Genomic DNA, 12,816 nt, shown 5'->3' on the forward strand with positions numbered 1-12,816 from the left:
TCTATTCCGTGACCAGGACCGCCGGCCGCAATTCGACGAATGCGGTCGCCGACGCATCGTACTTCTCCGCGAAGTGCTGTCTCAGCAGCTCATGCAGGTCGCTCTCGTCGTCCACGACGATCAGTTCGTGAGCACCCGGCACGGTCAGGTTCTCGCTGTACGCGGAGAGTTGGTCGAGGCGGTGGCGTGCCATGTAGGAGACGAGGTCGTGCCCGGCGACATACGGGCTGTCGTCCACGTAGACGAAGCGGCAGGTGAACTCCCGGCGGCCGTCGGTCGCGTCGACGAGGGTGACCGGCAGATGGGTGAACCGGTCCATCGGCTTGCTCTGCTCCCACAGTTCGTCGAAGCGCTGCTCGACGAAGGCGCCGAGCGGGGAGCGGACGGCGACCTCGAGCTGGACGCCCTCGCCGGAGAGGCGGCCGACGGTGAGGAAGGAGACCAGGGAGCGTTCGTCCCAGCGGTAGAGGGTCACACCGGGCGAGGTCGAGCAGAGCCGGACTTCGAGGAACTGGCGTGCGGTGTCGTCGAGTCGGCGCGCGAACTGGCTGAGTGTGCGCAGGTTGCGCAGGATGTCGCGGCGGATGTCGGCGCCGTGTTCGCCCAGTTCGCGGCCGCGCAGGATGACGGCGAGCGAGTCGGGGTCCAGGAGCAGGATCTGCACCCGGGCGCCGTGCGCGGTGGCGGATCTGATGCCGCGGAAGAGGCGTTCGGAGTACTGCGGGCCGAACAGGTTGGAGAAGGTGTCGAGGACCTTGACGTTCGACGTCGAGCCGTAGACCTGGGCGCTGAACCACTCGTAGTCGAGCCGGGTGTGTTCGCGGACCCGGCCCTCCTGGGCGCGGGAGATCAGCGGGCCGATCACGAAGACGGTGATGACGACGCCGACGATGTCGGTGCCCAGGTTGAGGGCGAGGTTCTCGCCGTAGTTGTCCATGCGCTTGGCGAACCACAGCAACAGGCCCGCGCAGGCGGCGAGCAGGACGAGCACGGTGAGGCTCTGGGGGCGGCGCGGGGTCCGTAACGTGCGCAGCAGCCAGCGCAGTCGCGGTATCGGCCCACCACTCACCCGCGTCCCCTCCCCCGTGACCCCGTGGCTCTGATGCATGTCCTGCGGAATCAGTGGATACCCGCACGGGGGAGGCGATACGCGTCGAACCGACGTCCGGCGCTCGACCGGGAGTCGGGGCTAGCCGAGCCGGTGCATCCAGCCGTGCTTGTCGGCGGTGTCGCCGCGCTGGATGTCGAGGAGTGCCGAGCGGAGCTTCAGCGTGACCTCGCCCGGCTCACCGGCGGACTGCTGCCACTCCGCGCCGGTGCGCTTGACCGTGCCGACCGGGGTGATGACCGCGGCCGTACCGCAGGCGAAGACCTCCGTCAGGGTGCCGTTCTCGGAGTCGCGCTGCCACTGGTCGATGGAGATCCGGCCCTCCTCGGGGGTGTAGCCGAGGTCGCGGGCCAGGGTGAGGAGGGAGTCGCGGGTGACGCCCTCCAGGATCGAGCCCGTGAGGGTGGGGGTGACGATCCGGTCGCCGTACACGAAGTACAGGTTCATCCCGCCGAGTTCCTCGACCCACTTGCGCTCGACCGCGTCGAGGTAGCAGACCTGGGCGCAGCCCTGCTCGGCGGCCTCGGCCTGGGCGAGGAGGGACGCGGCGTAGTTGCCGCCGGTCTTGGCGTCGCCCATGCCGCCGGGGACGGCGCGGACGTGGTCCTCGGAGACCCAGATGGAGACGGGCTTCACGCCGCCGGGGAAGTACGCGCCGGCCGGGGAGGCGATGACCAGGAAGAGGTACTCGTTGGCGGGCTTCACGCCCAGGCCGACCTCGGTCGCGATCATGAACGGGCGCAGGTACAGCGACTCCTCGCCGCCGTGCGCCGGGACCCAGTCGCGGTCCTGCTGGACCAGCACGTCACAGGCCTCGATGAACGTCTCGACCGGCAGCTCGGGCATGCCGAGGCGGCGGGCGGAGGTCTGGAAGCGGCGGGCGTTCTTCTCGGGGCGGAAGGTGGCGACGGAGCCGTCGGCCTGCCGGTACGCCTTGAGGCCCTCGAAGATCTCCTGCGCGTAGTGCAGGGTCATGTTCGCGGGATCGAGGGAGAGCGGGCCGTAGGGCACGAGCTGGCCGTCGTGCCAGCCGCGGCCCTCGGTCCACTTGATCGTCACCATGTGGTCGGTGAAGTGGCGGCCGAACCCGGGGTTCGTCAGAATCGCGTCGCGCTCGGCGGCGGAGAGTGGCGAGGCCGAGGGCTTGAGCTCGATCGTGGGCGTCGTCATGAGTGGTTGTCCTTCACCGGTTGTGTGTGACGGGCCGCGCTCACGCCCTCGACTGCCAGTGGCCAGTGTTAGGACGTCCGAGCATTGCCTCATTCCGCGGCTCCGCGTTCGATTATCGCGCGAGGTGGACCGTGGACGAAAACGGCGTGAATGCGACCCAGGGATGATGGTGGCACCCGGCGGGGACGTAAGAAAAGCCGCCGGGTGCGGTTGCGACCCGGCGGCTTCGAAATACTGCGTGAGTTTTTCGAGTGGCGGCGGGGTCAGCCGGCTACTCGTACGGTCAGCGCGTCGCCGATTTCCGACGTGCTGCGCGCGGGCTTGCCGGTGCGGTCCGCGAGGTCGGCGGAGACGGCGTCCTCGATGCGGACGGCCTCGGACTCGTAGCCGAGGTGGCGCAGCAGGAGGGCGACGGACAGGACCGTGGCGGTGGGGTCGGCCTTGCCCTGGCCCGCGATGTCGGGCGCCGAGCCGTGCACGGGCTCGAACATCGAGGGGAACTCGCCGGACGGGTTGATGTTCCCGCTCGCGGCGACGCCGATGCCGCCGGAGACGGCCGCGGCGAGGTCGGTGATGATGTCGCCGAAGAGGTTGTCGGTGACGATCACGTCGAAGCGGGCCGGGTCGGTGACGAGGTAGATCGTCGCCGCGTCCACGTGGATGTAATCGGTGCTGACCTCGGGGAACTCGGCCGCGACCTTGTTGAAGACGTTCGTCCACAGGTGGCCCGCGAAGGTCAGCACGTTGTTCTTGTGGACCAGCGTGAGCTTCTTGCGCGGGCGGGCCTGGGCGCGGGCGAAGGCGTCGCGGACGACGCGCTCGACACCGAAGGCCGTGTTGACGGAGACCTCGGTGGCGACCTCGTGCTCGGTGCCCTTGCGGATCGTGCCGCCGTTGCCGGTGTACGGGCCCTCGGTGCCCTCGCGGATGACGACGAAGTCGATCTCCGGCTCACCGGCGAGCGGGGTCGCGACTCCCGGGAGCAGCTTGCTCGGCCGCAGGTTGACGTGGTGGTCGAAGGCGAAGCGGAGCTTCAGCAGGAAGCCGCGCTCCAGCACCCCGGACGGAACGCTCGGGTCACCGATCGCGCCCAGCAGGATCGCGTCGTGCTGCTTCAGCGCGGCCAGGTCGGCGTCGGTGAGGGTCTCACCGGTGGCGTGGTAGCGCCGGGCGCCGAAGTCGAACTCCTTGGTCTCCAGCTTCACATCCTGCGGAAGGACGGCGGAGAGGACTTTCAGACCTTCGGCCACGACTTCCTGACCGATGCCGTCACCGGGGATCACTGCGAGATCGATGCTGCGAGACATGCCCGCCACCGTACTCCGCGTCCCATGGGATGACACCGGGTGTCCATGATGCGGACGGGATTCGGCCCGCTCCCGGGCGCCGATATCGGCCGTTCGACGTACGTTCACCCTTACGCATGGCCCGCGTTGGACTTCTAGGGGAGCTTCATCGACATGGAGACACCTGACGTCGGCATCCCGGAACACCTCGCGGTCCGGATGAGCATGGCCGAGCAGTACGAGTACCTGCGCACGAAGCTGTCCCGGCGCCGGACGCTGGTGACGGCGGGCGCGGTGGCGGCGGGGGGCCTGCTGGCGGGGTGTGGCGGTACGGGGACGAGCGATCAAAAGGGGACCGCCCCCGCCACCTCCAAGGTGCCCGGCGCGGTGGTCACCCCCTTCGGCCGCCATCTCGCCTTCGGCGCCGACCCGAAGACGGCGATGCGGATCTCCTGGCAGGTCCCGTTCGCGGTCAAGAAGCCGTACGTACGGGTGGGGTTGAAGCCGGACGACCTGAGCCGCCGGATCACCGCCGAGGTCCGCGACCTGCACACGCCGGGCCTGACAGGCGTCCGCTCGGCCGTCGAGCAGTACTACGTCCACGCGGCCCTGGACGACCTCCGGCCCGGCACGACGTACTACTACGGCGTCGGCCACCAGGGCTTCGACCCGGCGGCGCCGCAACACCGCTCGACCATCGGGGAGTTCCGCACCGCACCGGCGAACCCCGGGAAGTTCGTGTTCACGGCCTTCGGCGACCAGGGCGTGAGCAACGCGGCCGCCGCCAACGACCACGTCGTCCTGCGCGAGAACCCCGCCTTCCATCTCCACGCCGGCGACATCTGCTACGCCGACACCAACGGCCTCGGCAAGAAGACGGACGGCTACGACCCGACGTACTGGAACCTGTTCCTCAAGCAGAACGAGCCCGTCTCCCGCTCCGTCCCGTGGATGGTGACGACCGGCAACCACGACATGGAGGCCTGGTACTCCCCCGACGGCTACGGCGGCCAGCTCGCCCGCTGGTCCCTCCCGGAGAACGGCTTCGACCCGAAGCACGCGCCCGGCGTGTACTCCTTCGTCTACGGCAACGTCGGCGTCGTGGCCCTCGACGCGAACGACGTGTCGTACGAGATCACCGCCAACCTCGGTTACACCGGTGGGAAGCAGACGAAGTGGCTGGACGGCAGGCTGCGTGAGCTGCGGGCGACGAAGGGGGTCGACTTCGTCGTCGTCTTCTTCCACCACTGCGCGTACTCGACCTCGTCGCACGCGTCGGAGGGCGGGGTGCGGGCGGAGTGGCTGCCGCTGTTCGCGAAGCACCAGGTGGACCTGGTGATCAACGGGCACAACCACGTGTACGAGCGCACCGACGCGATCAAGAACGGCAAGGTGGGCAGGTCCGTCCCGATCGGCGCGTCGACCGATCCGACGAAGGACGGGATCGTCTACGTCACGGCGGGCGGCGGCGGGCGCGATCTGTACGGCTTCCCGGCGGGCGTCAAGGAGAGCTACGAGGGGCACGTCACGCGGCACGGGACGGTCGACACCGTGCGGTGGGAGAAGGGCCAGCACACGCAGGCGGAGACGGTGGAGTGGTCGCGGGTGCGCTACCGGGGTTTCTCGCTGCTCTCGGTGGAGGCGGAGAGCGGGAGCACGCCCCGGCTCAAGGTGTCGGCCCTCGACGGGAACGGCAAGCGCATCGATCACTTCGAGGTGCGGCGCGGTCACTGAGACCGCGCCGCACCCCGTGCGGGCGCGGCTCCCGGCTAATGGGTGGTGCTGCTGCGGCTCAGTGGCCGGTCTCGCCGCCGTTGTCCCGGCGGTCGAGGGCGCGCTGGAGGGCGGCGGCGGCGTTCTTGCGCTCGGACTCGCTCGCGCGGGACACGTGGCGGACGCGGGGGCGGACGGTCGTCTCGGCCATGGAGAACCGACTCCTTCGATAATTCCTGGAGTACTGAAGGGGGTTACGAGACGCCGGAAGAGACGGGGAGCGACGAACTACAGGGGTTGCCTGCACGGTGTCCGGCTCACGACCGCCATTCGCTTGGTCTAGCGAGACGTTCGGCTCCTACAAAGCTAGGACAGGACCGCGCATCTGTCTCCACAATTACTCGGACTTCCTACTATCTGAGACGGTGAAACGAGTCACACGCGCCTGACCTGGACTTATGTGATCCGGCCCGTCAGAGCACGTCGCCGTCACGCCAGTCGAAGAGGAGGTCCTCGCCGAGGTCGAGGGGCCCGGCGAGCGCGGGCCGGACATACGTACTGTCCTCTTCCTCCGGCAGATGAACGATCCCGTCAGGCCCGAGCGCGGAGATCTTCCCGCCCCACAGCCGCCACCCGCGCACGGTGTAGAGCCGGGCCCCGTCATCACTGGCCCCGAGCAGCCCGACGTCGTAGGCATGATCGACGATCCGCTCCAGCTCAGCCATGACGAGCCCCCCATACCCCCGCCGCCGAGCATCGGGCCGTACGCCAACCCCCTCGACGTACCCGACCCTCAACCACCGCCCGCGATACCGCACCCGCCGCATGACGACCGACCCGTGCGCGAGGAGCCGCCCGGTGTCGTCGGCGAGCAGCGCGTGGACGCCGCCGAGCCCGTGCTCCCAGTCCTGGTCGGTGAGATCGCCGCCGAAGGCCGCGTCCAGCAGTTCGCGGGCGGCACGGAGGTCGGCCGGGGTGAGGTCGGCCGTGTGGACGGTGCGCATACGGATGGTCACGGGGTCAGTATCGGAGACGAGGGCTCACCGCGCTGCCGTCATCGCCATCATCACCGCATCGCGAAATCCGTCCGGATCCTCGACCCACGGCAGATGCCCGCTGTCCGCCAGGGTCACCCGCCGCACCTGCGGCAAGGCCCGCACGAGCGAGTCGACGGCCGAGCGGGGCCGGATGTCCATGTCCCCGTCCACGACGACCACGGGCAACTCCAGTGCCTGGCAGGCGGATTGGAGGGGGGTGGTGCCGGCGCTGTGCCTCGCTTCGGCGTTCAGGGCCTTGTTGCAGGGGAAGTTGATGGGGAACCAGGGGTCGGCCATCGCCTCGGCGTGCCGGATCGCCCGCTCCCGGTCCACGAACTCGGTGGACCACTGGAGTACGGCCCGTTCGCGGCTCGTGTCCGGCAACTACCGCCACCGGGCGAGCCGTTGGGGATCCTCGCCGAGGCGGGCGAGGAGGTTCGCCTCGTAGGCGCCGTGCCAGTCTGCGTCCGGCCCGATGCCCGTGCCGCTGACGTAGATGAGCGCGGCGACCCGTTCGGGGTGGGCGAGCGCGTAGTTCAGGGCGAGCGACGCGCCCCAGGAGTGGCCGAGCAGCACGATCCGCTCCAGCGCGAAGTGCCGTCGTACGGCGTCGAGATCGGCCGCGAAGCGCTCGATGGTCCACGGGCCCGCGCACGGCTCGGAGCGCCCGCAGCCGCGCTGGTCCCAACGGATCACCGTGGCACGGTCGTCGATCATCCCGGCCACGTCACCGAACATGTCCCACAGGCCGGGGCCGCCGTGGCACAGCACCAGGGGTGTGGTGCCGGATGTGCCACGGCCGGACCGCGACGCCCACAGCCGTACTCCGTCGTCCGCCGCAACCGCCGTGTCCTGCATACGGGTTGGGGTCATGACGGGGAGTCTGCCCGCTGCGGGCGCCCTGCGTGGCTGTCAGCCCATGTGCGGGTACCCGTAGTCCGTCGGAGCCACCAGCGTCTCCTTGATCGCGCGGGTCAGCGTCCAGCGCATCAGGTTCTGCGGGGCGCCCGCCTTGTCGTTGGTGCCGGAGGAGCGGCCGCCGCCGAAGGGCTGTTGGCCGACCACCGCGCCCGTGGACTTGTCGTTGATGTAGAAGTTGCCGGCCGCGTAGCGGAGCTTCTCCATCGTGTGGGCCGCCGCCGCGCGGTCGTTGGCGATGACCGAGCCGGTGAGGGCGTAGTCGGACACCGACTCCATCTGGGTCAGCATCTCGTCGTAGTTCTCGTCCTCGTAGACGTGGACCGCGAGGAACGGGCCGAAGTACTCCGTCGTGAAGACCTCGTTCGTCGGGTCGCTGCACTCCACCACCGTGGGGCGGACGAAGTAGCCGACCGAGTCGTCGTACGAACCGCCCGCGACGATCGTGCAGTTGGGGTCCGCCTTCGCGCGGTCGATGGCCGCCTTGTTCTTGGCGAAGGAGCGCTCGTCGATGACCGCGCCGATGAAGTTCGACAGGTCGGTGACGTCACCCATCGTCAAGTAGTCGACCTCGGCGGCGAATTCCTCCTTGAAACCGGAGTTCCAGATCGACGCCGGGATGTACGCCCGGGAGGACGCGGAGCACTTCTGGCCCTGGTACTCGAAGGAGCCCCGGGTCAGTGCCGTCTTCAGCACCGCGCGGTCCGCGCTCGGGTGGGCGACGACGAAGTCCTTGCCGCCGGTCTCGCCGACCAGACGGGGGTAGGAGCGGTACTTCTCGATGTTGTTGCCGACCGTCTTCCACAGGTACTGGAAGGTCTTGGTCGAACCGGTGAAGTGGATGGCCGCCAGGTCACGGTGCTCCAGGGCGACCTTCGAGACCTCGATGCCGTCGCCGGTGACGAGGTTGATGACGCCCTTGGGGAGACCCGCCTCCTCCAGCAGCTGCATCAGGAGGACCGCGGAATGGGTCTGCGTCGGGCTCGGCTTCCAGACCACCACGTTGCCCATCAGCGCGGGCGCCGTCGGCAGGTTGCCCGCGATCGCCGTGAAGTTGAACGGCGTGATCGCGTAGACGAAGCCTTCGAGCGGGCGGTGGTCGAGGCGGTTCCAGACGCCCGGGGAGTTCGCCGGGGGCTGCTCGGCGAGGAGGTCGCGGGCGTACTTGACGTTGAAGCGCCAGAAGTCGACGAGCTCGCAGGGGCAGTCGATCTCGGCCTGCTGGGCGGTCTTCGACTGACCGAGCATGGTGGACGCGGCGAGGGTCTCGCGCCACGGGCCGGAGAGCAGTTCGGCCGCGCGCAGGATGATCGCGGCACGGTCGTCGAAGGACATCGCACGCCAGGCCGGCGCGGCGGCGAGGGCCGCGTCGATCGCGTCCTGGGCGTCGTCCTGGGTGGCGTTGGCGTACGTGCCGATGCGCGCCTTGTGGTTGTGCGGCTGTACGACGTCCACGCGCTCGCCGCCGCCCATCCGCCGCTCGCCGCCGATGGTCATCGGCAGGTCGATCGGGTTCTCGGCCAGCTCCTTGAGCTTGACCTCAAGACGGGCGCGCTCGGGAGAGCCGGGCGCGTAGCCGTGCACCGGCTCGTTGACGGGGGTGGGGACCTGGGTCACAGCGTCCATGAGATCCGTAACTCCTTGTACGTGAGCGGGTGTTGGGGTCAATCCCTGGTCAGCCTCGGTCAGCCCTTGGTGAGGGTCGAGCGTGCGAAGAAGAGGAGGTTGGCCGGCTTCTCGGCGAGGCGCCGCATGAAGTATCCGTACCAGTCGGTGCCGTAGGCCGTGTAGACGCGCATGCGGTGACCCTCGGCGGCGAGGCGGAGGTGCTCGTCGCTGCGAATGCCGTAGAGCATCTGGAACTCGTACTCGTCGAGCTTGCGACCGGCCCGCCGGGCGAGTTCCTGGCCGATGGAGATGAGGCGCGGGTCGTGGGAGCCGATCATCGGGTACCCCTCGCCCTCCATCAGGATGCGCAGGATGCGGACGTACGCCTTGTCGATCTCGTGTTTCTGCTGGTAGGCGACCTCGGCGGGCTCCTTGTACGCGCCCTTCACCAGGCGGACGCGGCTGCCGGCCTCGGCGAGGCGGCGGGCGTCGGACTCGGTGCGGAAGAGGTAGGCCTGGATGACGCAGCCGGTCTGCGGGAAGTCCTTCCGCAGTTCCTCGTGGATCGTGAACATCGAGTCGAGGGTGGTGTGGGCCTCGGCGTCGAGCGTGACGGTCGTGCCGATCGCGGCGGCGGCCTCGACGACGGGCCGGACGTTCGCGAGGGCCAGTTCGTGACCGCCGTCCAGCGCCTGCCCGAACATGGACAGCTTGATGGACATCTCGGCCCTCGTGCCCAGCTCCAACTCCTTGAGCCGGTCGACGAGTTGGAGATACGCGTCGCGGGCGGCGGCGGCCTGCTCGGGGGTGGTGATGTCCTCGCCGACGACGTCCATCGTCAGCTCGAGACCCTTGGCGGTGAGGTCCTGGACGATCGGCACGATCTCGTCCACGGTCTCGCCGGGGATGAAGCGGTCGACGACCTGCTTGGTCACCGGCGCCGCCGAGATCAGCCGACGCATCTGATCGCTGCGCGAGGCGGCGAGAATCACGGGACCCAGCACGGGGCACCTCCACAGAACCAGCAGACAGGACCACCGTGAAACCTAGGGATCTCTCCGATCGTGGGCCATCGACAGCTGTCACGCATCCGTGCCGCAGATCTCAGACAGATGTATGAAGGCCCGGCGGGAATGCGGGAGAATGCCCGGGTGACATCCGATTCCACCGGCGACTACCAGGAGCTCGTAGACGAGATCTCGGAGCTCCTCGGCGCCCCCGCGACCCTGGAGAACCGCGACTTCGAGCTGATCGCCTTCGGGGCCTACGACGGTGAGGGCGACCTCGATCCAGCGGCCCTGGACCCGGTCCGCACCCGCTCGATCCTGACCCGGCGCTCCACGGCGGCGATCCGCACGTGGTTCGAGGGCTTCGGCATCACGCGGGCGACCGGCCCGGTCCGGATTCCGCCGACCCCCGAGGCGGGCGTCTACCGCGGCCGTATCTGCCTCCCCGTACGCCATCGGGGTGTCGTCCTCGGCTACGTCTGGCTCCTGGACGACGACGATCCGGGCCCGTCCGCTCCGCAGCTGGACGCGGCGATGAAGGTCGCGGCCCGGATCGGCGCGCTCCTCGCGGACGAGGCCCAGGCGGGCGCGGACCTGACGCGCGAGCTCCGCGCGGTGCTGACCGCCGACCGCGGCTGGCAGCGCGACATGGCGGTGGCCGCCCTCCGCACGGCCCTCGGCCCGCGCGGCGACGGCCCGCACGCGGTGGTCTGCGTCGCGCCGTGGCCGTCCGCCGACCCGGACGACGCCCCGTCCGCCCGTACGGTGCCGCACGCGACGGCGCTGTGCACGGTGCCGTGGGGTGCGGCGGAGCAGCAGTGCCTGGCGGTGCTGGTACGGCTCCGCTCGACGGACGTACCGACTCCGGCGGCGAGCGCCGCCGCACGGCTGCTGGCGGATGTACGGACTCCGGCGGCGAACCCCACCGCCCGGGTACCGGCGGACGGACGCGCTCCCGCCGCGACCGGCGCCGAACGGTCGCCGAGGGCGAGCGTCCCGGCCGCCGGTATCGGCACCCCCCGCGTCGGCCTCGCCGACCTGGGCACCGCCTGGCAGGAAGCTACGGCGGCGTGCCGCGCGGCCCTCGCGGAACCCCGCTTCGCCCCGGTCGCCGACTGGTCCCACATCGGCCCGTACCGCCTCCTGACCGCCCTCTCCCCGGAGTCCCCCCACGACCCCGCCGTAGCCCCCCTCCTCTCCCCCGCCCACCACGAACTCGCCCGCACCGCCGAGGTGTTCCTCGACTGCGCGGGCCAAGCGGGGCGCGCGGCGGCCGAGTTGGGGATCCACCGGCAGACGCTGTACTACCGGCTGTCGCGGGTGGAGCAGTTGACGGGCCTGGACCTGGACGACGGGGAGGACCGGCTGCTGCTGCACATGGCGTTGAAGCGGGCGCGGCTGTAGTGATGGCCGCCCGGTGATCTACTTCTCGGCATGCCCCTGCTGATGCTCGACCTGGACAACACCCTGGTCGACCGCGACGTCGCGTTCCGGGACGCGGCGTCGGAGTTCCTGACGGCGCACGGCCTGCCGCCGGACGACCTCGCCTGGCTGATGTCGGCCGACGCGAGCGGCTACACGCCGAGGCGGACGGTCGCCGAGGCCATGACCGAGCGCTACGGCGGGACGGTCACCGGCGATGTCGTACGGACGTTCCTCGACCGCGGCGCCGCCGACCGCGTCACCCTGAGCGAGCCCACCCGCGACGCCCTCACGAAGGCCGTCGCCGCGGGCTGGACGTGCGCGATCGTCACCAACGGCCGTGTCTCACAACAGGAGTTGAAGATCCGGAACACGGGGCTCGACACGATCGTCCACGGCTGGGTGATCTCCGAGTCGACGGGCCGCAAGAAACCCGCCCCGGAGATCTTCCACGCGGCGGCCGCCGAGGTCGGCGCCTCCCCCCACTCGTCCTGGGTCATCGGCGACTCGGCACACGCCGACATCCAGGGCGCGACGGGCATCGGCGTGCGCAGCGTGTGGGTGTCGCACGGCCGCACATGGACCGAGCCGGCGTTCCGCCCGACGCACATCGCCGTCGACGCCGCGTCCGCGATCCACTACGTCACCGGTGTCCCGAAATCAGCCCGCCCGTAGGCGACTTCAGCACCGTTGCGGACCGGGCGCCCGGCAGTTCGGGGCCACGCGCTCGTCGGGGTCCGGCGTTTGTCGCCGACAGTTCTCGATCAGGTTCCAGAAGGTCTCGTCGTCCATGGCCGCACTCTGGCAGGCGGGACTGACACCGCCCCCGGGTAGGTACAGCGCAGAAGTGTGACGCTTTCCACCAAAGTGTCACACTTCCACGGGGAGGGTCCCACCATGACGGGTGGAAAAGGCAGTTGTGCAAGCAGCAGGGAGTCCCGATGAAGCTTCTCCTCACCGACTCCGGCGTCAAACCGATTGCCGAGGCCAGCGCGCTCTGCATCCCCACCGCGGGGTACGGGGGCCCGTACGGGGATCCGGGCGGGCCATGGCGTTTCATCAGCGGTCGATCCCCCAGCCCCATGACCGAGTTGGGCTGGAAGTCGGTGGGCGTGCTGGAGCTCACCGCGCTGCCCGGCATCGACAGGGAACGCTGGGTCTCGTGGGTCCGGGAGGCGGACGCCCTCCTCCCGTCCCTGCGCGACACGGTCTACGTCGGGCTCAGCGCCGGAAGCATGGCGCTCACTCCCCGCATCGGCGAGCCCTTCGCCGACTGGAAGCCGCTCACCGGTGACGACAGCGCGCTCGGAGTCGTCGGTTTCTCGCTCTTCCCGCACCTCGACAGCCCGGGCTGCCCGGAGAACACCATGGCGGAGGCGGAACGGTGGGCCGCCGCAATCGAGGGTCCGGCGTACGCCATCGACGCCCAGACCGCGATCAAGGTGACCGACGGCGGTGGTGTCGAGGTCGTGTCCGAGGGGCACTGGAGGCTGTTCGACGGAGCGACCGGTCCAGCGCCCCGGAATTGGCACTGACCGACGCCCCCG

14 protein-coding genes are annotated in these 12,816 nt (G+C 69.8%); 4 read left to right on the forward strand and 10 right to left on the reverse strand.

The features are described from left to right. Position 1 precedes the first annotated feature (1 nt). The 3 genes from OO69_RS23600 to OO69_RS23610 all read right to left on the reverse strand — a co-directional run bounded on the left by OO69_RS23600 (position 2) and on the right by OO69_RS23610 (position 3,585). Complete coding sequence (locus OO69_RS23600; protein WP_158713414.1) at positions 2 to 1,069, reverse strand: hypothetical protein; 1,068 nt, start codon at positions 1,067 to 1,069, stop codon at positions 2 to 4. A 120-nt stretch (positions 1,070 to 1,189) separates the two neighbouring features. Then, on the reverse strand, positions 1,190 to 2,278 hold the full coding sequence (locus tag OO69_RS23605) for a branched-chain amino acid aminotransferase (protein ID WP_033282721.1): 1,089 nt from the start codon (positions 2,276 to 2,278) through the stop codon (positions 1,190 to 1,192). Positions 2,279 to 2,541: 263 nt separating this feature from the next. Beyond that, complete coding sequence (locus tag OO69_RS23610; protein WP_033282722.1) at positions 2,542 to 3,585, reverse strand: 3-isopropylmalate dehydrogenase; 1,044 nt, start codon at positions 3,583 to 3,585, stop codon at positions 2,542 to 2,544. 153 nt (positions 3,586 to 3,738) lie between these two features. On the opposite strand from OO69_RS23610, the gene OO69_RS23615 reads away from it, so the two are divergent. Further along, entirely contained in the window at positions 3,739 to 5,298 is a 1,560-nt protein-coding gene (locus OO69_RS23615; RefSeq protein WP_033282723.1) for a purple acid phosphatase family protein, read from the forward strand. A gap of 58 nt (positions 5,299 to 5,356) precedes the next feature. Here OO69_RS23615 and OO69_RS53560 read toward each other — a convergent pair whose 3' ends face one another. From OO69_RS53560 to OO69_RS23635, 6 genes are all read right to left on the reverse strand, one after another. Next, positions 5,357 to 5,488 carry a hypothetical protein gene (locus OO69_RS53560; protein ID WP_106971096.1) on the reverse strand — a complete coding sequence of 44 codons (132 nt, stop codon included), beginning with the start codon at positions 5,486 to 5,488 and terminating at the stop codon, positions 5,357 to 5,359. A 262-nt stretch (positions 5,489 to 5,750) separates the two neighbouring features. After that, positions 5,751 to 6,293, reverse strand: a complete 543-nt coding sequence (locus OO69_RS23620; RefSeq protein ID WP_033282724.1) for a GNAT family N-acetyltransferase — start codon at positions 6,291 to 6,293, stop codon at positions 5,751 to 5,753. Between the two features lie 24 nt (positions 6,294 to 6,317). After that, positions 6,318 to 6,698, reverse strand: a complete 381-nt coding sequence (locus tag OO69_RS53735; protein ID WP_324604565.1) for a hypothetical protein — start codon at positions 6,696 to 6,698, stop codon at positions 6,318 to 6,320. After that, positions 6,699 to 7,187 carry an alpha/beta fold hydrolase gene (locus OO69_RS53740; RefSeq protein ID WP_324604566.1) on the reverse strand — a complete coding sequence of 163 codons (489 nt, stop codon included), beginning with the start codon at positions 7,185 to 7,187 and terminating at the stop codon, positions 6,699 to 6,701. It abuts the gene before it with no gap. 39 nt (positions 7,188 to 7,226) lie between these two features. After that, positions 7,227 to 8,858 carry an L-glutamate gamma-semialdehyde dehydrogenase gene (pruA, locus tag OO69_RS23630; protein ID WP_033282725.1) on the reverse strand — a complete coding sequence of 544 codons (1,632 nt, stop codon included), beginning with the start codon at positions 8,856 to 8,858 and terminating at the stop codon, positions 7,227 to 7,229. 59 nt (positions 8,859 to 8,917) lie between these two features. Further along, positions 8,918 to 9,844, reverse strand: coding sequence for a proline dehydrogenase family protein (locus tag OO69_RS23635; RefSeq protein WP_033282726.1), 927 nt, complete (start codon positions 9,842 to 9,844; stop codon positions 8,918 to 8,920). 129 nt (positions 9,845 to 9,973) lie between these two features. Here OO69_RS23635 and OO69_RS23640 point away from each other — a divergent pair, with 129 nt between their 5' ends. Together OO69_RS23640 and OO69_RS23645 are read left to right on the forward strand one after the other, a co-directional pair. Beyond that, entirely contained in the window at positions 9,974 to 11,251 is a 1,278-nt protein-coding gene (locus OO69_RS23640; protein WP_106971097.1) for a PucR family transcriptional regulator, read from the forward strand. Positions 11,252 to 11,281: 30 nt separating this feature from the next. Then, positions 11,282 to 11,944, forward strand: a complete 663-nt coding sequence (locus OO69_RS23645; protein ID WP_033282727.1) for an HAD family hydrolase — start codon at positions 11,282 to 11,284, stop codon at positions 11,942 to 11,944. A gap of 6 nt (positions 11,945 to 11,950) precedes the next feature. On the opposite strand, the gene OO69_RS53065 is transcribed toward OO69_RS23645, so the two are convergent. After that, positions 11,951 to 12,061 carry a DUF4240 domain-containing protein gene (locus OO69_RS53065; protein WP_234444511.1) on the reverse strand — a complete coding sequence of 37 codons (111 nt, stop codon included), beginning with the start codon at positions 12,059 to 12,061 and terminating at the stop codon, positions 11,951 to 11,953. Positions 12,062 to 12,210: 149 nt separating this feature from the next. Between OO69_RS53065 and OO69_RS23650 the strand changes: the two genes are divergently transcribed. Continuing rightward, positions 12,211 to 12,804 carry a Type 1 glutamine amidotransferase-like domain-containing protein gene (locus tag OO69_RS23650; protein WP_051801170.1) on the forward strand — a complete coding sequence of 198 codons (594 nt, stop codon included), beginning with the start codon at positions 12,211 to 12,213 and terminating at the stop codon, positions 12,802 to 12,804. The last annotated feature ends 12 nt before the right edge of the window (positions 12,805 to 12,816 follow it).

Origin of the sequence: Streptomyces sp. NRRL F-525, assembly GCF_000716605.1 — a bacterium.
Lineage (GTDB): Bacteria > Actinomycetota > Actinomycetes > Streptomycetales > Streptomycetaceae > Streptomyces.